We start from the raw sequence: 23,012 nt of genomic DNA, 5'->3' as shown, positions 1-23,012 counted from the left end.
TCGCCGCCATGAATGCCCCCCCAAACAGACGCGGCGGCGCCAGAGCCGAACCCGCCCTTTGCACTATCAGGCCGCCATGCCCGTGATCCAGGTGGTGTGGGAAGCCCTCGACTATCCTTGCGCAGAGCGGCTGCACCCCGTACTGGTGCGCACAGCCGAGCAACTGGCCCGGCACGGGGAGATTCGTCTCACGCCGGAGATGTTGGATGAGCTGCGGCAGATCAGCCGTGCAACCCTGGCCCGCCGCATGGCGAAATGGCAGTCAGCCCTTGCTTTTGAGCAGACATCATGGTAAAGTGAAAACGAACAAATGTTTGAGAGTTGGTGTGGCAATGGGACGTCGGATCCTGGAGCGAGTTTGGACGAAGCAAACGTTGAACCGGGTGCGGTCAGCGTACATGCCATTTTCGTGGTCGATCAATCCGTATCGGGGATGTTCCCACGGCTGTTCCTATTGTTATGCCCGGGCCACCCATACGTATCTGGGGCTGGACGCCGATGATACGTTCCAGAGCCACATTCTTGTGAAGGAGAATGCCGCGGCGGCCTTGGATAGGCAGTTGGCAGCCATGGTTCGGAAGGGCGGGGAGAGGGCGCTTCGCGGCTTAGGCCTGGTCACCGTGGGGACGGCCACGGACCCCTATCAGCCCGCCGAGGCCAAGATGAAGATCACCCGGGGCTGCCTGGAGGTTTTGGCGAAGTATGGGGTGCCGTTCACCCTGACCACCCGGTCCCCGCTGATCCTTCGGGATCTCGATGTTTTGGTGAGGGCGAGGGTTCGGGCGATTCACATGAGCATCAACACCCTTGATCCGGTGTTGTGGCGCCGTATGGAGCCGGAGAGTCCATCTCCCCTGAAGCGCCTGGAGGCGGTGGCAACTCTCGTGGAACAGGGAATCCGTGCGGGCATTTTCCTGGCTCCGATCCTGCCGGGGCTCACCGACAGCGATGAAGTGATGGCCTCGGTGTTGCGCGCGGCGAAGAAACACGACGCCCAATTTGCAGTGGCCTCTATGTTGCGTTTGGCTCCAGATGTGAAACAATGGTATATGAGAACGATTCAGGCCCACTACCCGGAGCTGGTTCCCTTATATGAGCAACTTTATCGGCGCACAAACCCGCCGACAGCCTTTGCGGCGAAAACCTTGGCCCGGGCTCACGCCTGGATTCGCCGGATGGGGATCCCGTTTTACCGGGAGGCGGCGGAGAAAGACGGGATGAGATCTTCTCTGGCTGCGGATCAATCGGACGAGCCCGGGGGGTATGGCTCGGAAGGAATGGGGGAGGGCGGCGAAAAAACCACGGAATCGGTGCAACTTCAGCTCCACTTTTGAGAATGACTCTCGATAGCGGGGCATCACGGCGAATAGCGGCGGCATTCAGACGTGACCGGAGGGGAACAGCCTGGCGTCGACAAAACGGGGCGTAGCGCCGGTTGACGGATATGGCCCGTTGGAGTACATATACGATACGGGGGTACAGTTCTCACGTCGATAAGGAGGCGAGTGGCCGTGGCCACAGAGATAAAGGAACACGCGGCATCGGGCTCCGCGGAGGGGCGCCGGCCCGATCGCGCGAAGGTGACTCTGGCCATTCAGGGGATGACCTGTGCGGCCTGTGCCAATCGGATTGAAAAGGGGCTGAATAAACTGCCGGGCATCGAGGAGGCATTTGTCAACCTCGCCCTGGAAAAGGCCACGGTGGAGTTCGATCCGCGGCAGGTGTCGGTGAAAGATATAGAGGACAAAGTCAGAAGCCTCGGGTACAACGTGGCCAAACAGCGCTTGGAGCTAGATCTGTCGGGTATGACGTGTGCGGCCTGCGCCAATCGCATTGAGAAGGGATTGAACAAACTTCCCGGTGTGGAGGCGACGGTGAACTACGCCTTGGAGCGAGCGGCGCTGACCTATTACCCGGGGGCCGTCGAAATCGACGATATCGTAAAAACGGTTCGGGACCTTGGCTACGACGCCAAGGTGCACGAGGAAGAGGGCACAGCGGTGGATGATTTTCGCCGCAAAGAGTCGGTGGAGAAGCGCAATCGTCTTCTGATCTCCACCTTGTTGTCGTTGCCCCTTCTCTACACGATGGTGGGGCATATCCCGGGGTTGCACGGTATTCCGGTGCCCGGGCTGCTCATGAACCCCTGGTTTCAATTTGCTTTGGCAACGCCGGTGCAATTTTTGATCGGATGGGTTTTTTATCGCGGAGCGTACAAGTCGTTGCGCAACGGAAGCGCCAATATGGACGTCCTCGTGGCCCTGGGTACATCGGCAGCATATTTTTACAGCCTGTGGGGGACGTTGCGCTGGGTGGCCGCCGGGTCGACGGGTCATTCTCCCGCCCTGTATTATGAAACCAGCGCTGTCTTGATCACGCTGATCCTCGTAGGCAAGTGGCTGGAGTCAGCGGCGAAAGGCCGGACATCGGAAGCGATCCGCCATTTGATGGGCATGCAGGCAAAGACGGCGACCCGGGTTCGGAATGGCCGGGAAGAACAGGTGCCGGTGGACGCGGTGATTCCCGGTGATTGGCTGCGGGTGCGCCCCGGGGAAAAGATCCCGGTGGACGGACGGGTGCTGGAAGGACTGTCCACGGTCGATGAATCGATGCTGACCGGGGAGAGTGTACCGGTGGATAAGAAGCCGGGCGACGCGGTGATCGGGGCGACGGTCAACGGGAACGGCACGTTGTTGATCGAGGCTGTGAAGGTGGGGAAAGAAACCGCCCTCGCCCAGATCGTCCGGGCCGTGGAAGAGGCTCAAGGGACGAAGGCGCCAATCCAGCGGATCGCCGATACAGTCTCGGCGATTTTTGTTCCTGTGGTGGTCGGCATTGCCGTGGTTGTCTTTCTTTTATGGTTCTGGCTGATTGATCCGGGGAACTTTACCCGGGCTTTGGAGAACGGGATTGCGGTGTTGGTGATTGCCTGCCCGTGCGCCCTGGGCCTCGCGACGCCCACGTCGATCATGGTCGGGACCGGGAAGGCGGCAGAGTTGGGGATCCTGTTCCGAGGCGGGGAACATTTGGAGCGGGCCCAGAAAATCAACGCGGTGATTCTCGATAAGACGGGGACACTGACCACCGGCAAACCGGCTCTGACCGATATCGTGGTCAAGAACGGAGACGAAGGGGAGCTGTTGCGATTGGCGGCCTCCGCGGAGGGGCCGTCGGAACATCCCTTGGCCCAGGCGATTGTGCGGGGCGCGATGGAACGCGGCATGACCACTGAGTCGGCGGACTCTTTTGAGGCGATTCCGGGATACGGGGTTCGGGCGGTCGTTGCGGGGCATAAGGTCCTGGTCGGCACCCGGGCGCTTCTCCGCCAGGAAGGGATTGAGATCTCGGCGGTGGAAGGTGCCGCCCAGGAGTTGGAGGGGCTTGGAAAAACGGCGATGTTTGTCGGTATCGATGGAAAAGTTGCCGGTGTGCTCGCCGTGGCGGATACTGTCAAGGAAAAGGCGGCCGAAGCGGTTCGCCGACTGAAAGATCTTGGCATCCAGGTGGTCATGGCTACCGGGGACAACCGGCGGACGGCCGAAGCCGTGGCCCGGCAGGTGGGGATCGACGAAGTCTGGGCGGAGGTCCTCCCACAAGGTAAAGCGGACCGGGTGAAGGCGCTGCGCGATCGGGGTAAGGTCGTTGCCATGGTGGGGGACGGGATCAATGACGCGCCGGCCCTGGCGGCCGCGGATATCGGCATTGCCATGGGCACGGGGACCGATGTGGCCATCGAGACGGCGGACATTACCCTGGTAGGCGGCGATGTCACGGGTGTGGCCCGGGCCGTGGAATTGAGCCGGAAAACGATGCGCAACATCCGCCAAAACCTGTTCTGGGCCCTTGCCTACAATTCGGTGGGGATTCCGGTGGCTGCAGCCGGACTTCTCGCGCCGTGGGTGGCCGGTGCCGCCATGGCTTTTAGTTCGGTATCCGTGGTGCTCAATGCCTTGAGGCTCAAAAGGGTGAAGGTTGCTTAATGGAGAGAGAAGCTGGTGCGGTAGATCACGCGCTGCACTTTGAGGCCTAGGGTCAAGACCAGTGGCGGTCCACGCCCTGCGGGACTTGCCCAAGAGCCGAAGGGCCTGGTTCTGAAATTCGGGACCGGGAGAGGAGGGCGCAAATGGCTGTTGCCTCTCCCGGTCTTTCATGCGTTCATGTACACTTTCAAGTGTGGGGATCCCGAGCTGTGGAGGCCGATGGATTCATCGTGTTTTTGCTTCGGTCTGGGTCGAGCTGTTGCCGAGAGTGGTCAACTCCGGGTCCGATCGGTAAAGAATGTTGAGATCGTTGATGCGACTGGCATAATCGGCAATTTCCCAGTACAGTTTACAGACCTGATCCCAGTCGTCCTCTACGGCTGCGCGCTCTTGGAGAGTGGCGATGACTTTCTCGAAACGGGCGATGACATCGGGGATCCCAGCCCGGATTCGCTCCCAGTGGACAATCACGGCCTCTTGCAGGTCGGAAGGGTATTCGTCCCAGTCCCGATCCAGAGATGGGACCTCGACCTCCAGGCGTGAATCATATTGGAAGAAACGCTCGGTGACACGGGTCATTGGACATCCTTCACCCCATGGAGTTTTGCTCGGGTGCGGCACCCGGTACAGTAAGAGTTGGCGCCGCATTGGCAGGGCCTTTTTCATCATAGCGCGATAGGATCCGGAATGCCAGGGGTGACGCGGGAAACGGGTCGTGTGAGAGGTGGGTGAGAAGGTGCGGAGATCAAAACAGGGGGATGCGGGGCAGCCGACCTGGGTTCGCACGTCGCCGGAACACCGATTCGAGCTCCAGTTAGCATATTTGTCCACCCACCCCGGGGCCTTTGTGGAGCGGGTGGACGCGGGAGGTTGTGCCACGGTCGTTCGCTGGCGAGATCGCCCAACCTTTGTGGAGGTTCGCGTCGATGGCGAGGGTTCGGTTGGCGACATTTCTGTGAAGTCTGCGAAGTCGGCAAAGGCCTCGCCGCCCGTGGAGCCGGCGCCGCTCTTCGGTAGCCGGGAATCGTCATCCCCGAACCGCGGGGTGTGGGTTCGCGGCCCGGTGGAAGTGGCCGATCGGATGTTTCAATTTGAAGCGGACATCCGCAGCTTCGACAATGCGGTTGCCGGTTCACCGCTGGAGCCTCTTCACCAGTTGTATCGAGGGTTCAAACCTGTATGCATGGCTGATCCATTTCAGGGCATGTGTTGGGTAATCGTCGGGCAACAGGTCAACGTCACCTTTGCCGCGAAGCTCAAACAGACGTTGGTAGAGAAATTTGGCGATACTCTCCAGGTCGGCGACGCGGTGTACCGGGTGTTCCCGTCTCCGGAGCGAATTGCGGGCTTGGAGCCAGAAGATCTGCGAGCTTTTCAATTCAGCCGGCAGAAGGCGAAATATCTGATTTCTTTGGCCCGGCGGATCGTAAACGGTTGGGACCCGTCCGTGTATGAGGGCATGGAGGCCGAAGAGGCCATTGCGCACTTGACCCAATTAGAAGGGGTGGGGCGGTGGTCGGCGGAATGTTTTCTGCTGTTTGTGTTTCGGCATCCTGATGTCTTGCCTGCCGCAGATATTGGGTTGCGGCGGGCGCTGGGGAAACTGCTGGGCTTGGGTCGCAATGCCACCGAGGCGGAGTTGCGGGAGTTTGGCAGGATGTTCGCCGGGTGGCGAAGTTATGTGTCCCAGTATCTTTGGCTGGCCCTGCGGGAGGGGCGATGGGAAGAAGAAGCTGTGGACTGAAACAAAAGAGGGATGGGCCATGGTGGTGATCGTGGAGGTCTGTGACATCAATCCTGCGGCGACGTTGGATTGGGATGATTTGGAAATAAAATATCCCGGCACTTCGGTAATTCTCCATTCGTGTCTCAGCCAGTGTGAACTCTGTGCTGAGTATGCCTATGCCTTTGTGGACGGCGACATCCTGATGGCCGATTCCGCCGAGCAACTGTACAAGGATGTTCTGGCCCGGGTGGAAGGGGTCTGGAAAGCCTGGCATCAGGCCGATTAAAGAGATGGGACGATGGGGGTGCCGCGGCGGTGAAGCTCCTGGAAGGGCCGCTGATGCCGGAGTCGGGCGCAGGATGAACTGAACATGGCCCGGATTGGCGGGCCCCACGGTCTGGCGCTGTGGATCCCCGGGTGCCCGACTCGGCTGCGGCATCATGTCTCTTTTACCTTGGCCACCAATGCGTCCGTCCAGTTTACCAACGATCCGGGATGGCAGGCAAAGATCGCCCGGGGACTACCCGCCGCCGCATAGATCATCTCGTGATGAAACAGGTCCTCGTCGATGATGGTGCGCAGGGGTGAACGGTGCCCCAAGGGTGGTACCCCGCCGATCTCAAACCCGGTGAGATCCAGGACCGTTGCCGGATCCGCCAATTTGACCGGCCGTCCCATGATGGCCGCGAGTTTTTCTGGGTCCACCCGGTGGTCGCCCGCGGCGATGACGAGGATCGGTTCCTCTCCGGCCAAAAAAACGATGCTTTTGGCAATTTGAGCCGTGGTTACGCCAAGGGCTTGGGCCGCATCCGCTGCGGTGCGGGTGCTCGCCTCCATTTCCACCACCCGGATTCCGGGGTCGATAGATTCCATGATCTTCCGGAACCGGGCTACTCCTTCATGCATATTCATCGCCTGCCTCTCGTACCCTTGCCATCTTTGCGCAGAGTCGGGGTGATCCCTCTCGTTCTTCGCCCCGGAATCCCCCGTCCCCACCGTCAGGCCATCAGTTGTGTACGGCATTGATTATACCGAAAATGCACGCGGCCGGCACTGACAATGATTCGACGCCGTCTTCAGGCCCTGCAGGCTAAGAAGACTTCTTCTGCCCGGCGATCGGCAGGCTGACCGTGAAAGTCGTTCCCACTCCGACCTCGCTGTCGACATGGATTGTGCCCCCGTGGAGCTCGGCGATCTCTTTGGCAATGGAGAGGCCGAGGCCCGAACCTGGGATTCGTTCTTTTTGAACGACAGAGCCCCGATAGAACCGGTCAAAGATATGGGGCAACTCCTCCCGGGCGATGCCGATGCCCGTATCCCGCACGGTGAAAACGGCCTCCGGACCATTTCGGCGGTAGGAAAAATACACATGTCCACCTTCCGGCGTATATTTTATCGCATTTTCCAATAGGACCGTTAAAAGTTGCCAGATGCGATGTTGGTCGCCGACCAGACGATCTTCGCCTGCCTCGGGGGCGTGGAAAGCCACCCCTTTTTCCCCGGCCAAGGGCTCGATATGCGCCGCCACTTCCTCCACCAAATCCCGAACCGCGAAGGGGCTGCGTTTCACCGCTCCCTCCTCGTAGTCCATCCTCGCCAGGGTGGCCAGGGATTCGACCATGCGGGACATATGATGTGTTTCCGCCACAGTGGTCTCCAGCGCGTCCCGCCACTCCTCGGGATCGTCGGTGCCCAGGGCCAGTTCCGCGGTGGTCCGGATCACGGTCAACGGGGTACGCAACTGGTGGGAAGCGTCCGCCGTGAAAGACTGCTGTCGCTTGGCCATTTGGGCAATGGGGCGCAATGCCCGACCGGCGAGAATGTATCCACCGATCACGGCGGCGGCGGAAGCGAGAATGATAAAAGTTGTCAGCAGCATGTTAAAATGCCGCATGACGTCCAAAGGCAAGGTGGCGTCCATGGCCGATTGGCGTATCGAAGTCAGAGTGCCGTCGTGAAAGGTGGGCATGCTGTACACGTAGAAGGGGGTCCCGTCTGAAGCTGTGATCAGTTGCAATTCCGGGTTCCCCGTCGCACTAACCCGGTCCGCCCCCGCTTGATAGGGGAGCACCCCGCTTGTATAAGGCGTGTACCAGCGCTTGTCGGCCACCACGTAGTAGCCCACTTCGTAAGCCGGGCGGTCGTCTCCGATCGTTTGCATCGGTATTGTATTGTGTTTATGCTCGTGATCTTCGTTCCATTCATGGTTTTCCTCTTTCGGCAGATGGCTTTGCAGGATGTGTTCCACGTCCCGAACCACCTGATGGTGCAAGAGCACCCCGGCAAAAAGGCCGATAATGAGTTCCACCACCAACAAAATCCCCACATAACTGGCGGTCAGTCGCCAGCGGGTTGTTTTGAGATACGCTTGGATCCCGGTTTGTCGCAGTTTTCGCCGGGTTGGTTGGGGAGTGAAACCGGTCATCGTTCCACCAGGCGATAGCCGACGCCCCGCACGGTTTGAATGACGACGCCGGGATGCATGCCGCGGTCCCGGTAGAACCCTTCAATTTTTTGCCGCAAGCGCCCGATGGTGACCTCCACCACATTGGTGACCGCGTCCGGGGCAAAGCCCCACACCTGCTCTAAAATCTGGATCTTGCTCAAGGTGTACCGGGGGTATTGCATCAAAAGTTCAAGCAACTGAAATTCTTTGCTGGTCAACTCCACCTCCTGGCCGGCGATGGAGAAGGTGTGGGTTTTTGGATCCAGCTCCCATTCACCCACTGTTAGCCGTTCAGGCTGGAGGGGGCGATTGGCCCGTTTGAGCAACGCCCGAATGCGCGCCACCAGTTCGGCAAAAGCGAAAGGCTTGACCAAGTAATCGTCTCCGCCCCGGTCAAATCCCGTCAGTTTATCCGCCAAGCTGTCCCTGGCGGTCAAAAATAACACGGGTGCGTCGTATCCCCTTCGCCGGAGGATGTCGCACAAGGCAAAGCCGTCCGTAGAGCCGGGAAGCCCGACGTCGATGATGAACAGGTCGTACGGATTCATCTCCACCATCAATTGCGCGGTTTGGGCGTCCGGTGCGTGATCGGTGGCCATGTGTTCCCGCTCAAGGCCTTTGACCACGAGTCCGGCGATTCGCGGATCGTCTTCCACCAGAAGAATCTTCAACGACTCTCTCTCCTTTACCGGCTCCAGGTGACCCACCGCTGTCCAGAGGGTGTGGCGTGAAGCCGGACATCCGTCGTCACCCACCAAATATACTCGGGCCAAGGCCAGATGCGCAAGGATTGCGCAGGCCGTATAAATAAGACCTTTGTGATAATCTCTGCGGTGATGGGGTCCGGATACGCGCAGGTGACGCTCAAATAGGGCGACTCCGCCGGTTGCCCCGTGGCGGGGTCGATCAGATGGTGCACCGGGCGGCCGTGGTGAATCCAGCGGCGCCGGGCGATGGAGGACGTACAGACGGCTGTGGATAGAGGCAGACCCAGGACTGCCAAAATGGTGGCGGGGGCGGTGGGATCTTCGATTCCCACCCGCCAATGTTCCCCGTCCTCCCTGGTCCCCCATGCGTAAAGATCGCCGCCGGCATTGACCAGAAACCCTTTCATCCGGCCGGCCGCCGGATGATTCAATATGCTCTTGCGCACCCGATCCACGGCCAGGCTTTTCCCGAGACCACCGAGGTCCAGGGGTGCCTCGATCCGGACCCGATCGCCGTCAAATTCCACCCAAGGTGCGGGGTCTGCCCAAGGTTCAGGGAATTTGTCCCCGTCCGAATCAAAACTGGCGGCGGCTCCCCGCATACTGTCCGTGCCGTCCCCCCTCCCGCCGGTTGAGAGGGGGACCACCGGCGCACCTGTGTATCCCAACGCCTCCAGAGACCGCAAAATCCTGGGATCAAAGACCCCGCCCGTATACTCGTAGGCTTCTCGGGCCTTCTGCAAGGCTTCCCGAAGCAGGGGGGAGGTGGCCACCCACTGCCCGGGACTTTGGTTGAGTCGAGAAAGTTCACTGTTCGGATCGAACCGAGACAGCGCTTTCACCACGGAAGCAAACTCATCTTTTGCCATGTCCCAAATTTCGGTCGCGGCCTCAGCGTCCTCCTGTCGGTGATTTCCCGGGAAATCGAGGCGGATGCGGATGGGCGAGGCCATGGATTGAAAGGCGTGTTCATAAATGGCCATCCTCGCTCCTCCATTCCTGCGATTAACTGGCGCCCGTGATACCGTCCACGGGTGGGCTCATTGCCGGTGGGCCGTACGCAGGCGGCCCAAAGGACCCGGGGGGAGCCTGGGAGGGACCGTAATCGGGCACAAAACCGGGATCGCTTCCCTGACCGTTGTCACCGGGGGCATTCCGGCTCCCGTCTCCACCGGAGCGCCCCGACGCCGGTGGATCGCCTGCTCCCGAAGAACCTGGCGCGCTTGCGGATCCGTCCGGGCCGGGGGGAAGAGTCCCGGGGTCTATCCTGGTTTCGCCGGAACCGGGTCCAGAAGCGCCAGGGGTTGAGGGTGCTCCCCCCGGTCCGGATTGCCCGGGGGCCAAGCCCGCGTGAATCGTTGCCGAGGAGGGCGCCTGACCGGAGGCGTTCCAGTCAGTGTTGGCCGCCACCGGTCCCGCTGCGACCATCCGGCCCAATAAGGCGGTGAAAAAGGCAGTGGCTGCAGCGAAGCCGATGAACCCCGATCGGTCCCGGCGGTTCTTTCCCCCTCCGCCAGGGCGTGTGCCGCTTTGTCGTGGCTCAGTTTGTCGCTTTTCCCCTTCCGGGTTGGCCGTACTCTTCTTGTCCGGGGTCGAAGGTCCCCGCCGATCAGTCATCGTCGCGCTCCGATTCGTGGGATCCGCGGTGTTCATAGGCGTCATGCTCCTCCCCGTGTTCATGAGACTCGCTTCCCGATGCCCCTGTCAGCCCTTGGACGGCAGGGGGAGTCTGGACAGCGGCGTGATTGCCGGCGGCCCCGGCACTGGTGAGAGTTCCGGTTGTGATAACGTTGCGGGTTCCGTGTCCCGATGCCCCGGTGACGGTGTCCACCGGCGGAGCGGTGACCGGAGGCGGGGTGACGGCCGGCCCGGTGGCTCCGCCGGGATTATACCCGCTCGAATCAAGCCCCCCGGGATTGGAAGCCGAAATTCCTCCCGGTGCCGTGCTGTCGAACTGGAGGGCGGGCCCGGCCGATGACCCCGCTGCGGAAGGGGCTGCACTGGGCTGTGCGGCGTTTATCTGGGCGTCGGCCATAGACTGGGCGGTGCGCAGGGCGTACCAACCGCCGCCGAGAAGCACCGCACTGCTCAATACGGCAATAACATTGTGCTTGTTCACGATTCATTCCTCCTTTTCTGTGCGGCCGGAGCGGAATCGGCCACCAGCCAGTAACGCAAGAACAAGAGGACGACGAGCACAAACCCGCTCACCTGGTACAGCCCGGCGATGGCCGGTGTATCGGTACCGGCGAGGATTCCGTGGAACCAGGCCGCCACCCAGGTGGCGGCGGCGATCCGGTGGATTCGCAGCCAGCCGCCCTTTGGCAGGAGGCGTGGCATGTGGGCGGTGACCAAAGTGATGATCAACAGGTAGAAGGAGCCGATTCCAAAGGCTACGGGGATGGGCCGGTACCCCGAGGCCATCGGCACGAACAGTTCGCGCCAGCCGAACCCCGATTGGTGGTCGAGCAAAAGCATGGTCAAATGAGTGAGCAGAAAGCTCAGGGTGACCATGGCGAGTGAACGGTGCCACGGCATGAGCTTGGGGGCGAGACGCCACTGGGTTTTATTCCTCGGATTCGCCATGAGCAGTCCCATTCCCACCACGGCAGTCAGCAGGGCAAAGGCGGTGATGCCGCTGGCCCGGACGATCAGCCAGTCAATTTGCCCGGCCAACTGCGGATGTTTCAGAACCAGCCAGGCGCCGGCCAGAAAACTCCAGGCGGTGGCCGATACGAGCACCAGGACGGCCGGGGCGGTGCCGCGTTGGGATGACCGGTTTTTCTGCACATCCGATCCCTCCTTGCTTTCTGCTACTCATTCTAGCCCTCAGTCCTGACAGAAGACTGACGAGAGCCTAACAAACGCATAACAAGTCCTGAAAAATGTTCTCAATAAGATCTTTCGGGTGGCAAAGGACATCGCCGGAGTGGAAAAACATGGATTTTCTGGGAGGTGAACGATGTGGACGGCAATCCCATCGAGATCGCGGCGGTGCTGGTGTTCCGGGTGGTGAATTCCGCGAAGGCGGTCTTTGACGTCGGTATGAGGAGTTTGTTGAAATTCGTGGAATTGGATGAAGAGCGGAAAGGGACGATGGGGGAAAAGTGGGGCCCGAGAGGAGCTCCGTGAGCCCCCATTCATTCCCATGGCGCCGTCATCTGCTCCAACCCGGTGGCGGTGGTGGGGCCGATGACGTGTTGTCGGATGATGCCTTGCCGATCGATAATGAAGGTTTCCGGTTGGCCGGTGACGCCAAAAGCTTGAGAGGCCCGGTTGTCCGGATCCATGACGACGTGGGCGTCGATGCCGTATTGCTGGATGAAGCGGCGGACCGGGCCCTCGGCTTCTCCCCGATCCACCATGACCAGGACAGTTCCCGGGCCTGCCGATTGCGCGAAACGGGCGAGATCCGGGGCTTCCTGCTGACATGGCGGGCACCAGGAGGTGAAAAAATTCAGTACCACCACCCGACCCCGGTAGTCAGACAGGTGGAAGGTGCGACCTTCCAAATCCGTGAGGGTCAGCTCAGGCGCCGATTGTCCCACCGCCGCCTTGGGGCCCCCGCCTCCGGCCAGATGCCACGCCGCATAGGCCAAGGCGGCCCCGAGAAGGACGACCGGAATGAGCAGCGCCCATTTGAATGCCTGTGGCGTGGGCGCTCCGGGGCCACTCGACGCCGAAGATCCTTCGCCCGCTCCGTTCATCAGCTTTCTTCCTCCAGACTCTTTTGCAGTTGCTCAATCATGCGCAGGGTGTGGTTTTGGCGCCGTATCAGCGAGACGACATAAAGCAACGTTCCGATCCACACCACGGCCGTCCCCAGAAACAGATATTGCATGTTGGACATGGGCAGTTCCTCCTTTCCTCTGACTCCTCACTCCGGACTCACCGGCGAAGGGCGGCGGTCAGGCAGAGCACTTTGCAAACCTTGGTCATCTCCGAGGCGGCACGCCGCGCTCACGGCGCCAAGACGGGACGACCTCAAGAGATGTCGGCATCAGAACCCCCATCCCCTTCCGTCGTTCGGTCACTCGCCCGTTCATACACCCGGTGCTGCAGCCGCGCCACTTCTTCCCGGGCTGCCTCAAGCCGGGCCCGGAGCCATGTCAGAAGAACGTAGAGCAGGACGAAAGCGACGCCGTTCACCATAAGGGCCTGGGTCATCGCCGGGGCCATATTGATGGTGCCGCCCGTAATGACGTTGGGATGGATCGAACGCCACCAAGTCACCGAAAAGTGCACAATGGGGACGTCCAAAAAGCCGATGATACCAAAAATGGACGCCACCACTCGCCGCCTCGTGTCATCGGAGATACTGCTCCGGAGCAATAAATAAGCAATGTAGATAAACCATAGGATAAGGGTCGTGGTCAACCGCGGATCCCAGGTCCACCACGTGTTCCACACCGGCCTGGCCCAAATCGGACCGGTGATGAGGACCAACGTGGTGAAAAACACCCCCACTTCCGCCGACGCCAGTGCCACTCGGTCAAAAGAAGGCCGCCGGGTGAAAAGATACCCGACCCCGTAGACGAATACCATAAAAAAAGCCAGCATCGCCGCCCAGGCGCTGCCGATATGAAAATACATCAATCGCTGCAAATCCCCCATGAAGCGTTCCGGGGGCGCATAAATGAAAGCAGCGTAAATCGCCGCCAGTCCGGCAAGAAACACGACTCCCGTCAGAACCGCGAGCCCTTTATCCCGCACCCGTCACACCTCCACCAGGAGCTCGAATAACAACCAGGGTAAAAGCCCAAACAAAACCAAGTATCCCCCGGCGATCGCGTACCACACGAACAAATCGCCGCCTCCGCCCCAAGCCCCGGCGGTCAGTCGCGTGACCGCCAAAAGAAGGGGAATGGTGAGCGGGATCATGGAGACCGGGAACAAGATCTCCCGCCCTTCGCTGGCGGATGTCAGAAAAAGCAAAAACGTCCCCACCGCCGCCAGGCCCAATGCTCCGGCCACTAGCCCCGCCAGCAGCGGAACCCAAGAGTTCGGAGCGGGCACGCCCAAGATGAGCCAAAAAGATGGCGTTACCGCCAGCTCGACCAAAAATAGAAACAAGGTGTTTGCCACCAGCTTACCATAAAAAATCGCACTTCGGTCCACCGGTGCCATGAGCAGGGCGTACCAGGACTTGCGCTCTTCCTCGAAGGAGCTGGTCCGCAGCAAGATGGTGACGCAGGAGAACAGGAGGACCATCCAAAGTGCTCCCGCCGCGGCGTCTGTGGGCAAGGGCTTGCCGTTATAGGCAATGCCCAGGACCACCACGAATAAAAAACCGAACAGAATCGCGGAGGCGAGCAGCCACCTCCGTCGGTACTCCAGGGTGACATCCTTTCTCACAATGGCCCAAATTGCGGTCCACAAAGGTGTCCCGCCTCCTTCGATCCGTTTCCCCGGGGCCGACCTGACCTACGCGGTTCACGGTAGTTCCCAGGTCGGAAAAGCCTTTAATCGCCGCATCCGGCGTGCCGGCCATGAGCACGGGTGCAGAGCCCGGATCATCGGCCTCGATCTCATGAAACCTTGTTCCCGGGAGAAACGACCGCCACCCGTCCCCGATTCAACTGAATTTGGACATCTGCGTGGGGCGTGAGTTTCAGGTCATGGGTGACCACCACCGCCGTGGCGCCTTCCGCTACCCTGAGGGCCAATACTTCCTTGACCAATCCCCGCACGCTCGGATCGAGGCCATCAAAGGGCTCGTCCAAAAGGAGCAGCCGGGGTTTGGGGAGAAGGGCCCGGGCCAGGGTCACCCGTTGGGTGTATCCTTTTGACAAGACAGACACGGGATCATTCAATCGCCGTTCAAAACGAAGTTCATTTGCCAAATCGTGGATGCGATTCTCAAGATCGCTCACCCGGTACAGGCGTCCGAAAAAACGGAGGTTCTCCCGGACGGTGAGTCCTCCGTACAACATCGATTCCTGAAGAACCAACCCGATCTGTCCCCGATGCCGAGCCGAAGGACTCTCCCCGTCCAACAGGACCTCCCCTTCGCTGGGACGCCAAAGTCCCGACATCAGGCGAAGGAGCGTCGTTTTTCCCGCACCGTTCGGGCCTGTCACCGTCGCCAGAACGCCGGATTCAAGGGTCAGGTTGACGGGATACAAAAGGATGCGGCCGTTACGAATGATCGAAGCCCGACGAAGTTCAATCACTGTGCCCCATGCTCCGTTTCTGGCGTTCGATGGCCAAGAGGCGGCGTAAAAGATTTCCCCTCCTGCGTCGGTACTCCTCCTCGGGCACTGCCCCGCGCCTGCGGTCGATTTCCAGACTCGCCCACTGGTCCACCAGTTGACGATGCATTTCCGAAAGGCGGCCGGTGAGACGCTCCTGTCTTCGGCGCAGTCCGACCACCCCGAGGATGACCACAAACACCACCAACAAGAGATTGATCAGTGCTTTAAATTCGGTGTACTTGTAGCCGGCTCCGATCACCGGCAGACCGGGCGGCACCGCAATACTTCCCGGGGTGACTTCCCCTGCCTGGGGGATGGCCTGAATGCTGGCGGTCCAGGGGACGCCGGCAGGAAGATCCGGTTTTGTGAAACGGCGAAACTTCATCCCTTGCAAGTCCACCACCTGGGTGACGGGGTAGAGCCCCTGGGCGATCAGTGCCGCCCGTCCTTGAGGGATGAGAAGAGACAGAGTATCAACGTTATAAGGCTGGGAAAATTCGATGTCCCCCTTGCCGTTGTCAAAGGGCAGGGCATAGGTGATCGCCAAAGACTGAACGCCTGCCGGCAGGCCACCGGGCCAGGAGACCCCCTCCGGGGTCTTGATGTAAGACGCAACAGTATCCGTGGCGACTTGGACGTCGCTGTGTCCCCGGGGCAGATGGAGCGTGACCGGGGTTCCGGTCGGGGCATCAAGGGTAAAGGAATCGAACACTTTCAACTGGTTGCCGACGGGGACGGCCACCACCTCTTCGGCCCGGATGTGCACCGGGTTGTTGGCCGCTTGAACGGTGGGCTGGGCGACAACAATCCCCCCGATGAACCCCGCCGCAGCAATCCACCCCGCCGCCGCGCTCAGGACCGGGTTCAATGGGCGCCATCGCCCGGACCGCGCTTCAGGGCGTCTTTGCCTGAGGAGGATTTGCAATGGTGGAATCCATCGGTCGATCAACGTCGCTTCCCTCCTTTCCCCCGGGTGTCCGACTTGGCGAACGTCCTTCCCGGGCATCAAGTGCCTGGATTCGGTCCTGCAGTTCCTGCTCCAGCCGGCGGAGAAACCCGGTATTGCCGTGGTCTTCATCGAGTTTCCGAATATCCGCTTCCCACAGATCCGTCAACCGCCGGTATTCTTCGTAGGTCAGTTTGCCCATCTGGTAGTCGTACTCCACATCCAGGCGCTCAGCGAGAAGCATTTCTTCGCGTTCCAACGTTTCATCGGCGGTCGGACGGCTGCCCCCCGCCTCTGGGGCCCGCGTGCGGAAGGGTGATACGACGAGAGCCAGTACAGCTACAATCAGAACGGCGGGAATGAGAATTGTCACATCATCACCCCCCGACGGGCGGCCGGCGCCCGCGCACAATCAGAATGAAAATGCCGAGGCCCAGGATGATCACAATGGCGGGCACTGCCCACACCAGGGCTCCCACTCCCCGGACGGGCGGTGCGGCCAAAATGTCGTTTCCGTATTCGGATATGAGAATCTGCCGAATTTCGGCCGGGGTCTTTCCCTGCTCAAGAAGGCGGAAAATCTCGATTCGGAGGTCATAGGCCTGCCTCTCTTGGCATGTGGCCCCGGTGAGGCTCGGGGGACAGCCGGGCGGATGGTACTGGGAGGCGATATTGAGCACGTCTTGCCACGTCACGGTCTGCCCAGCGGCATGAACCGGAGCGGACAGGTACAGGGTCAAAAGCAAAGCCGCGACCGTGGTGATCCGTTGGAACATGCTCACGGCCGAACCTCCGCCCCGGGCATCTCCACCCGTCCCGCTTCCTGAAACGCAGACCTCACCGGCCACAGACTGATCAGCGTCCCGGCGACCAAGAGATATCCCCCGTACCAGATCCAACTCAGCATGGGGTTGCGATGAATTTCAAACAGCACCTTGCCTTGGGTGGCGTCCATCCCGGCCATGACCACGTACAGGTCATCGATGGGCGTACTGCGGATGGCCACCTGGGGCGCGGGCTGGGAGCCGTTTAGAAAATACCAGTCCTCGGGTTGCAGAATACCCAGGGATTGGTCGTTTTTTTGCACCAAGAGCTGACTGTAAACCACCGCCCGCCCCGGTTCGTCCCGGGTGGCCGAGCCAAGGAGGGTGAGCTGGTACGGCCCGATGGTCACCATATCCCCGGGCTTCATGACCACCTGTTTCTGCTCACTGTAGGAGCCCGAAACCACGATACCCAGTACGATCAATAAAACCGCCAAGTGCACCAGGTAACCGCCATAACGCCTGCGTTGCTGCCCCACCAGGCGCACCAACGCCCTCGGGGCACTTTCGCCGGTGAGCCGCATCCGCGCCGCGGTCCCAGAGGTGAACTCCCTAACGGTAATGGCGCCGACAAATACGATACTCCCAAGAGCAGCGAGCACCGCGCCTTCTCGAATCCCGAGGGCGATGAAGACCGCCAGGGCGGGCAAAGTCAGGAAGAAAGGCGTCACCAGGCTGGCCGCCACCCGGCGCACCGTGGAATGGCGCCACGCCACCACGGTGCCGATGCCCATCAGCAGCACCAGGGCAACCGCCAACGGTGCGGCCACGGTGTTGAAGAAGGGCGGTCCGACCACCATCTGCCGGCCGATCAACCCCTGGCTGATCACCGGGAATACGGTGCCCCATAACACGGCGAACGTCAAGGAGACAAACAGGACGTTGTTCAACACAAAACTACTTTCCTTCGACACCGGAGCGATGGGAGCGGCTGTGGATTTTAGCAGTGGCCACCGCCACGCCAAGAGCCCGAAAGCCGCCACGAGCACAAAGGCGACGAAGGTGAGAAATATCGCGCCGAGCGGTCCGTTGGAAAAGGCGTGGACCGACCAGAAAATTCCGCTTCGAGTCAGAAACGTCCCGAAAATGGTTAAAGAGAAGGTCAGGATCACCAAGGCCACATTCCAGATTTTCAGAGTGCCCTTGCGCTCCTGGACGATACTGGAATGAATGAACGCCGTGGCCGTCAACCAAGGGAGCAACGAGGCATTTTCCACCGGGTCCCAACTCCAATAGCCGCCCCAGCCGAGAACTTCGTAAGCCCACCGAGCCCCGTACAGGATTCCCATGCTGAGGAACAGCCAGGCCACCAAACTCCAGCGGCGCGTGACCCGCAGCCAAGCCGCATCGGCCCGGCCGGTGAACACCGCGGCCATCCCGTAGGCGAAGGGCACGGAAAAGCCGATGTAACCGAGGTACAAGGTCAGCGGGTGGATCGTCATACCCGGGTTCTGCAGCAACGGGTTGAGCCCGGCACCGTCGACACTGGTGAACGGCAGGAGTTGAAAGGGCTGGGCGACGGTGTTGAGCACCGCGCTGAAAAAGAGGGACACAACACCGAGAGCAGCAGTCACGTAAGGCTGAAAATGCTCGTGCCCTTCCGAACGGGCAAAGGTAACCACGACGGTGTACAGGGAGAGCACCCAGAGCCACAGCAAGAGCGATCCCTGATTGCCCCCCCAAAAGGCTGAAATCCGGTACAGAATTCCCAGATCCCGACTGGTGTAATCCGCCACGTATTCATAACGAAAATCGCCGGTGACCAACAGTCCAATCAGGGACAGGGAGGCGAGACTGGCCAGGCCCGCAGCGGCCACGGCGGCGCGCCGGCCGCTCTCGATCCAGCGTCGATTCCCTTTCCAAGCCCCGTAGGCACTGGCGACGATCATATACAACAGGACGACGGCGGACAGAAGTAATGACCAGCGACCGAGTTCGCCCATGGATGCGGCCGCCCTTCACTGCGCGGAGCTTCCGGCCGGCTGCTGCCCTGCGGATCCCGAAGATGGGCTCCCAGGCTGTCCCGGCTGCTGCGCTTCATATTTAGACGGGCACTTCACCAGCAGTTGATCGGCGTGGAGGACTCCGTCAGAACCCAGTTTGCCCTCGGCGACCACGGGCCAGCCGTTGGAGAAATCTGAAGGCTTCACGCCGTGATACAAAACGGGCATGGTGTGGCTCGGATCTGTACCTTGAATACGAAACGCCAAGGTGAGAGTATCCGGATTCCACTGGACGCTGTCCGGTGCGATGTTGCCGCTCACTTTGAGAGAGCGACCGATCAGTGCCTGGCCTTTCGCCGCCGCTTCGTCGACGGTCAGGTAGTAGCTGGCCGCCCGGGTTACTCCAACCCAGATCAGCCCTCCGATGACCGCGAGAACAACGATCAGTGCCGCCACGGCTTTGGTGCGGGTGGACATATCGCAAACCTCCTTGCCTTGGCCGGGAAGATGATGTTTAACGTAAGAATTACATTGTACTCATCGTACCATGTCCGCAGGGGATCTTCACCCATCTTCACCGAATTGTCGGTTGTTGTCCCTAGGCTCAGGGCTGTTCTCGTCTGCGGCGGGAATCCCCGGCCGGGTCGTGGTACAATGCTTCAAGAGAAGCAAACGGGAGGGTCCGCCGGTGCACGCAAAAGGAAATGAACCGAAGGCGCATGGAATCGAACAACTGGCTGTCAACACCATTCGCACCCTGGCCATCGATGCCATAGAGAGGGCCAACTCCGGTCATCCCGGCATGCCCATGGGCGCTGCGCCGATGGCCTTTGTTCTGTGGACGCGTTTTTTGCGTCACAACCCGGATGATCCCAGGTGGCCCGACCGGGACCGGTTTGTACTTTCGGCCGGACACGGATCGATGCTATTATACAGCCTGTTGCATCTTTCGGGCTATGATCTCACGTTAGAGGATCTGAAACAGTTTCGACAATGGGGCAGTCGAACGCCTGGGCACCCGGAGTACGGCGCCACCCCCGGGGTGGAGATGACCACCGGGCCCTTGGGCCAGGGTCTGGCGACCGCCGTGGGCATGGCCATGGCCGAGCGATTCTTGGCAGCGCGGTTTAACCGTCCCGGGCATGAGGTGGTAGACCACTACACCTATGTGCTTTGCGGAGATGGAGATCTGATGGAAGGGGTGTCGGCGGAGGCCGCCTCGTTGGCCGGACACCTCAAGCTCGGAAAATTGATCGTCCTGTACGACTCCAATGACATCTCCCTGGACGGGGAGACGAGCCTCGCCTTCACCGAGGATGTAAGGGGACGCTTTGCGGCCTATGGGTGGCAGGTCCTTCGGGTGGCGGACGGGAATGATTTGGTGCAGGTGGCCCAGGCCATCGCCCGAGCCCGGGAGGAGGATGGCCGTCCCAGTTTGATCGAGGTGAAGACCACCATCGGCTACGGCAGTCCGGGCAAGGCGGGCTCGGCCAAAGCCCACGGGTCGCCCTTGGGAACCCAAGAGGTCACAGGGGCGAAACAGGCCTACGGCTGGCCTGAGGACGCCGAATTCTGGGTGCCCGGGGAAGTCCGGGAGTATTTTGCCAGGGTGAAGGAGAAGGGGGCGGAGGCCCAGCGGCGGTGGCTGGAAAGAATGGATGAGTACCGCAGGGCGTATCCCGAACTGGCCCGGGTGTTGGAGAAGGTCCTGGCCGGGGATCTGCCCGAAGGTTGGGATCGGGATCTTCCGGTGTTTCGGCCAGAAGAGGGTCCGCTGGCGACCCGGCAGGCCTCGGGCAAGGCGATTCAAGCTTTGGCCCGGAGGATCCCCACTTTTCTCGGAGGGTCCGCGGATCTTGCGTCGTCAAATGAAACGGCGATTGAGGGGGAAGGGGCTTTTCAACCCGACCGGTACGATGGAAGGAATCTCTGGTTCGGGGTGCGGGAGCACGCCATGGGGGCAGCGCTCAATGGGATGGCCCTGCACGGAGGTCTTCGAGTATACGGGGGCACGTTCCTGGTGTTTTCGGATTACATGCGGCCGGCGATCCGGTTGGCGGCACTGATGGAGCAACCCGTGGTCTACGTGTTCACCCATGATTCCATCGCCGTGGGAGAGGATGGGCCGACCCATCAGCCCATCGAGCAGATCCCGGCCCTGCGGCTGATTCCCGGCCTGCGGGTGTACCGGCCGGCGGACGCCAATGAGACGGTGGCCGCTTGGCGGGATGTATTGGCCCGGCCCGAGGGGCCGGCGGCCTTGGTGTTGACCCGGCAGAAGTTGCCGGTGTTGGCCGAGACCGCCCGGCTCGCCTCCGAGGGGGTGGCCCGGGGCGGGTATGTCCTCGCCGACGCCGAGAATCCAAAGGCGATCATCATCGCCACCGGGTCTGAGGTGAGCTTGGCGATGGATGCAAAAAAAAGACTCGCCGCCGACGGGATTCCCGTCCGGGTGGTGAGCATGCCCTGCCGGGAGTTGTTTGACCGCCAGCCCGCCGGATACAAAGACACCATCCTGCCCCCGGCGATCAAAGCCCGGGTTGCGGTGGAAATGGCCCATCCGATGGGCTGGGACCGATATGTCGGCGACCGGGGCCGGGTGATCGGGATCGATCACTTTGGCGCCAGCGCTCCGGGAGGGCGAGTGCAACAGGAGTTCGGCTTTACGGTTGACCGGGTCTGCCAAGTGGTGCGGGAAGTGGTGGAAGGGTAGTCCGCCGGGCGGGGAGCGGGTTGGGGGACGGGACCGAGTGGCGTGTTGTCCGGCTGGACGGAATCCCCGCGCGTCCCGCGGTTTCCCCGTGCTCCTCAGGCCCGCCCCAGCACCCGGTCGAGATAGGCCCGGGCGGCATCGGGGTTGCCGAGGATGCCCTCTTCCCTTTCCCGGTCTTTTTCAAGTTTCTCCCTGGCCTTGGTGAGAACCTCTTCCGCTTGATCGGCGGGGACGATGACCACACCGTCCACGTCTCCCACGACGATATCCCCGGGGTGCACGGTGACACCGGCGCAGGAGATGGGCACCCCGGCCTCCCCCGCCCCCGATTTGCTCCCGGCGGCCACGGTGGCACCCCGGCAGAACACGGGAAAATCAAGTTCTTTAATGCCCGAGACGTCCCGAACGGCGCCGTCCACCACAAACCCGGCGAGGCCCAGGGTTTTCATGAGGCCGATGACAAAATCTCCGGCGACGGCGTTATACAGAAACCCCTTGGCATCGGCGATGAGCACATCGCCCGGTTGGGCGTCCCGAATGCCCTGCAAGAGCTTCAGGTTGTCCGCAGCCCGGAGTCTCACCGGATACGCCCGGCCGCAGACCGTCCATTTTTTCTTTAGCGGCTTGATGGCGGGGTCGAGGTTGGTGAGTCCCGCCAAAGCGTCGGAGATACAGGTCGTCGGCAATTCGGCGAACTGGGAGATAAGGGAATCCAAGTCAGATGAATTCATGCACGGTCCGCCCGATCCCGGATCGGGCGGCTTCGCCTCCTTTGCGTCGATGTGGCCTCGATTTCACCCAAAAAAGACCTGCTGCCAAGGTGTTTCAAAACTGGGCAACAAGTGATCCGGCCGATGAGCCGCCAGCTGCTCCGCCGTGAAGGGGCCGGTGGCCACCGAGACCGTCTGCACGCCGAGGCGGCGCCCAGCCTCAATGTCCCGGGGCGTATCGCCGATGACATAGATGTTATCGGCGCGCAGGCTGCCCAGACGGTGGTGATCCCGGGCGCGGTCGATGGCCGCCCGGATGACCTTCCACCTGGGCACCGGCTCATCTCCGAACCCTCCGGTGCGAAAATATCCGTCCAGTCCGTGCCGCCTCAGTTTAATCCAGGCCCCGGCTTCGATGTTGCCCGTCCCCAAGACCTGCACGACATCCTGGCGCCCTGAGAGGCTGTCCAGCGCTTCGACGATTCCCGGCGTCGGCCCCCCGGGGTGGGGGGCGGCCAACATGCGGTCCAGCACCTGCACATAATGGGCAAAATACTCCCCTCTCTGCTTTTGGGGGATCCCGTGGCGGTCAAAGGCCTGCCGGACGATCTCCACATCCAGTCCACCGGCCATGTCGATTCCCTCCAAGGCGTTCTGGATCCCAAATTTTTCTTCGAAAGCCACCTCCATGGCCCTGCGTCCCACCCCCGGGGTGTAGGTTAAGGTCCCATCGATATCCCAGATCAAAAGTTTCACAGCCAAACCTCCTCGGTTGACGCCGCGGCGATTTACCCGTATGGTCGAAGTTAATCCCATTATTCAC

Annotated in this window: 25 protein-coding genes and 1 pseudogene; 7 read left to right on the top strand and 19 right to left on the bottom strand. The window is 61.0% G+C overall.

From position 1 onward, the window contains the following. Window positions 1–82: 82 nt before the first annotated feature. The 3 genes from BTUS_RS13380 (at window position 83) to BTUS_RS13370 (ending at window position 3,980) form a co-directional block, all read left to right on the top strand. On the top strand, window positions 83–295 hold the full coding sequence (locus BTUS_RS13380; RefSeq protein ID WP_123809319.1) for a hypothetical protein: 213 nt from the start codon (window positions 83–85) through the stop codon (window positions 293–295). A gap of 37 nt (window positions 296–332) precedes the next feature. Next, window positions 333–1,334, top strand: a complete 1,002-nt coding sequence (locus BTUS_RS13375) for an SPL family radical SAM protein (RefSeq protein ID WP_013076609.1) — start codon at window positions 333–335, stop codon at window positions 1,332–1,334. Window positions 1,335–1,511: 177 nt separating this feature from the next. Then, window positions 1,512–3,980 carry a heavy metal translocating P-type ATPase gene (locus tag BTUS_RS13370; protein ID WP_013076608.1) on the top strand — a complete coding sequence of 823 codons (2,469 nt, stop codon included), beginning with the start codon at window positions 1,512–1,514 and terminating at the stop codon, window positions 3,978–3,980. Between the two features lie 225 nt (window positions 3,981–4,205). On the opposite strand, the gene BTUS_RS13365 is transcribed toward BTUS_RS13370, so the two are convergent. Further along, window positions 4,206–4,559: a hypothetical protein gene (locus tag BTUS_RS13365; protein WP_013076607.1), complete on the bottom strand. Its 354-nt coding sequence runs from the start codon at window positions 4,557–4,559 to the stop codon at window positions 4,206–4,208. 157 nt (window positions 4,560–4,716) lie between these two features. Here BTUS_RS13365 and BTUS_RS17045 point away from each other — a divergent pair, with 157 nt between their 5' ends. Then, window positions 4,717–5,724: a DNA-3-methyladenine glycosylase family protein gene (locus tag BTUS_RS17045; protein ID WP_013076606.1), complete on the top strand. Its 1,008-nt coding sequence runs from the start codon at window positions 4,717–4,719 to the stop codon at window positions 5,722–5,724. 19 nt (window positions 5,725–5,743) lie between these two features. Beyond that, window positions 5,744–5,992, top strand: a complete 249-nt coding sequence (locus BTUS_RS18515) for a DUF1450 domain-containing protein (protein ID WP_013076605.1) — start codon at window positions 5,744–5,746, stop codon at window positions 5,990–5,992. Window positions 5,993–6,144: 152 nt separating this feature from the next. Here BTUS_RS18515 and BTUS_RS13350 read toward each other — a convergent pair whose 3' ends face one another. From BTUS_RS13350 to BTUS_RS13325, 6 genes are all read right to left on the bottom strand, one after another. Further along, the gene (locus BTUS_RS13350; RefSeq protein ID WP_013076604.1) at window positions 6,145–6,618 is read right to left on the bottom strand and encodes a YbaK/EbsC family protein; all 474 of its coding nucleotides are present in this window, start codon (window positions 6,616–6,618) and stop codon (window positions 6,145–6,147) included. Between the two features lie 178 nt (window positions 6,619–6,796). Beyond that, window positions 6,797–8,131 carry a sensor histidine kinase gene (locus tag BTUS_RS17040; RefSeq protein ID WP_013076603.1) on the bottom strand — a complete coding sequence of 445 codons (1,335 nt, stop codon included), beginning with the start codon at window positions 8,129–8,131 and terminating at the stop codon, window positions 6,797–6,799. Further along, window positions 8,128–8,823 carry a response regulator transcription factor gene (locus tag BTUS_RS18510; protein ID WP_013076602.1) on the bottom strand — a complete coding sequence of 232 codons (696 nt, stop codon included), beginning with the start codon at window positions 8,821–8,823 and terminating at the stop codon, window positions 8,128–8,130. Before BTUS_RS18510 ends, BTUS_RS17040 begins: the two co-directional genes overlap by 4 nt. Before the next feature lie 14 nt (window positions 8,824–8,837). Further along, window positions 8,838–9,842 carry an FAD:protein FMN transferase gene (locus BTUS_RS13335; protein ID WP_013076601.1) on the bottom strand — a complete coding sequence of 335 codons (1,005 nt, stop codon included), beginning with the start codon at window positions 9,840–9,842 and terminating at the stop codon, window positions 8,838–8,840. Window positions 9,843–10,468: 626 nt separating this feature from the next. Continuing rightward, on the bottom strand, window positions 10,469–10,978 hold the full coding sequence (locus tag BTUS_RS13330) for a hypothetical protein (RefSeq protein ID WP_013076599.1): 510 nt from the start codon (window positions 10,976–10,978) through the stop codon (window positions 10,469–10,471). After that, the gene (locus tag BTUS_RS13325; RefSeq protein WP_013076598.1) at window positions 10,975–11,649 is read right to left on the bottom strand and encodes a ferric reductase-like transmembrane domain-containing protein; all 675 of its coding nucleotides are present in this window, start codon (window positions 11,647–11,649) and stop codon (window positions 10,975–10,977) included. The genes BTUS_RS13330 and BTUS_RS13325 overlap by 4 nt, the downstream gene beginning before the upstream one ends. 162 nt (window positions 11,650–11,811) lie before the next feature. On the opposite strand from BTUS_RS13325, the pseudogene BTUS_RS18060 reads away from it, so the two are divergent. Beyond that, window positions 11,812–11,943 (top strand): annotated as a pseudogene (locus tag BTUS_RS18060) (SPFH domain-containing protein); the annotation flags it as partial. A 56-nt stretch (window positions 11,944–11,999) separates the two neighbouring features. Here the strand turns inward: BTUS_RS18060 and BTUS_RS13320 are convergent. The 10 genes from BTUS_RS13320 to BTUS_RS13280 form a co-directional block, all read right to left on the bottom strand. Next, complete coding sequence (locus BTUS_RS13320) at window positions 12,000–12,566, bottom strand: TlpA family protein disulfide reductase (RefSeq protein ID WP_013076596.1); 567 nt, start codon at window positions 12,564–12,566, stop codon at window positions 12,000–12,002. Next, on the bottom strand, window positions 12,566–12,709 hold the full coding sequence (locus BTUS_RS17640; protein ID WP_013076595.1) for a CcmD family protein: 144 nt from the start codon (window positions 12,707–12,709) through the stop codon (window positions 12,566–12,568). The genes BTUS_RS13320 and BTUS_RS17640 overlap by 1 nt, the downstream gene beginning before the upstream one ends. Before the next feature lie 134 nt (window positions 12,710–12,843). Continuing rightward, a complete protein-coding gene (gene ccsA, locus BTUS_RS13315) occupies window positions 12,844–13,572 on the bottom strand; it encodes a cytochrome c biogenesis protein CcsA (protein WP_013076594.1) in 729 nt (242 codons plus the stop codon). A 3-nt stretch (window positions 13,573–13,575) separates the two neighbouring features. Next, window positions 13,576–14,238 carry a heme exporter protein CcmB gene (locus tag BTUS_RS13310; RefSeq protein ID WP_013076593.1) on the bottom strand — a complete coding sequence of 221 codons (663 nt, stop codon included), beginning with the start codon at window positions 14,236–14,238 and terminating at the stop codon, window positions 13,576–13,578. 149 nt (window positions 14,239–14,387) lie between these two features. Continuing rightward, window positions 14,388–15,032, bottom strand: coding sequence for an ABC transporter ATP-binding protein (locus BTUS_RS13305; RefSeq protein ID WP_013076592.1), 645 nt, complete (start codon window positions 15,030–15,032; stop codon window positions 14,388–14,390). Then, a complete protein-coding gene (locus BTUS_RS18505) occupies window positions 15,025–15,921 on the bottom strand; it encodes a hypothetical protein (RefSeq protein ID WP_013076591.1) in 897 nt (298 codons plus the stop codon). The genes BTUS_RS13305 and BTUS_RS18505 overlap by 8 nt, the downstream gene beginning before the upstream one ends. 25 nt (window positions 15,922–15,946) lie before the next feature. Continuing rightward, window positions 15,947–16,372: a hypothetical protein gene (locus BTUS_RS13295; RefSeq protein ID WP_013076590.1), complete on the bottom strand. Its 426-nt coding sequence runs from the start codon at window positions 16,370–16,372 to the stop codon at window positions 15,947–15,949. A gap of 4 nt (window positions 16,373–16,376) precedes the next feature. Continuing rightward, entirely contained in the window at window positions 16,377–16,775 is a 399-nt protein-coding gene (locus BTUS_RS17035; RefSeq protein WP_052300638.1) for a cytochrome c-type biogenesis protein, read from the bottom strand. A 2-nt stretch (window positions 16,776–16,777) separates the two neighbouring features. Beyond that, entirely contained in the window at window positions 16,778–18,766 is a 1,989-nt protein-coding gene (locus tag BTUS_RS13285; protein WP_013076588.1) for a heme lyase CcmF/NrfE family subunit, read from the bottom strand. 15 nt (window positions 18,767–18,781) lie between these two features. Further along, the gene (locus tag BTUS_RS13280; RefSeq protein ID WP_013076587.1) at window positions 18,782–19,243 is read right to left on the bottom strand and encodes a cytochrome c maturation protein CcmE; all 462 of its coding nucleotides are present in this window, start codon (window positions 19,241–19,243) and stop codon (window positions 18,782–18,784) included. Between the two features lie 211 nt (window positions 19,244–19,454). Between BTUS_RS13280 and tkt the strand changes: the two genes are divergently transcribed. Beyond that, on the top strand, window positions 19,455–21,479 hold the full coding sequence (tkt, locus tag BTUS_RS13275; protein ID WP_013076586.1) for a transketolase: 2,025 nt from the start codon (window positions 19,455–19,457) through the stop codon (window positions 21,477–21,479). Between the two features lie 95 nt (window positions 21,480–21,574). On the opposite strand, the gene BTUS_RS13270 is transcribed toward tkt, so the two are convergent. Together BTUS_RS13270 and BTUS_RS13265 are read right to left on the bottom strand one after the other, a co-directional pair. Further along, a complete protein-coding gene (locus BTUS_RS13270) occupies window positions 21,575–22,210 on the bottom strand; it encodes an RraA family protein (RefSeq protein WP_013076585.1) in 636 nt (211 codons plus the stop codon). 63 nt (window positions 22,211–22,273) lie between these two features. Further along, entirely contained in the window at window positions 22,274–22,945 is a 672-nt protein-coding gene (locus BTUS_RS13265) for an HAD family hydrolase (RefSeq protein ID WP_013076584.1), read from the bottom strand. Window positions 22,946–23,012: the final 67 nt, after the last annotated feature.

Origin of the sequence: Kyrpidia tusciae DSM 2912 (genome assembly GCF_000092905.1) — a bacterium.
Taxonomy (GTDB): Bacteria; Bacillota; Bacilli; order Kyrpidiales; family Kyrpidiaceae; genus Kyrpidia; species Kyrpidia tusciae.
Note: the sequence above shows the minus strand (reverse complement) of the source record. Positions and strands in the feature narration are given on the sequence as shown.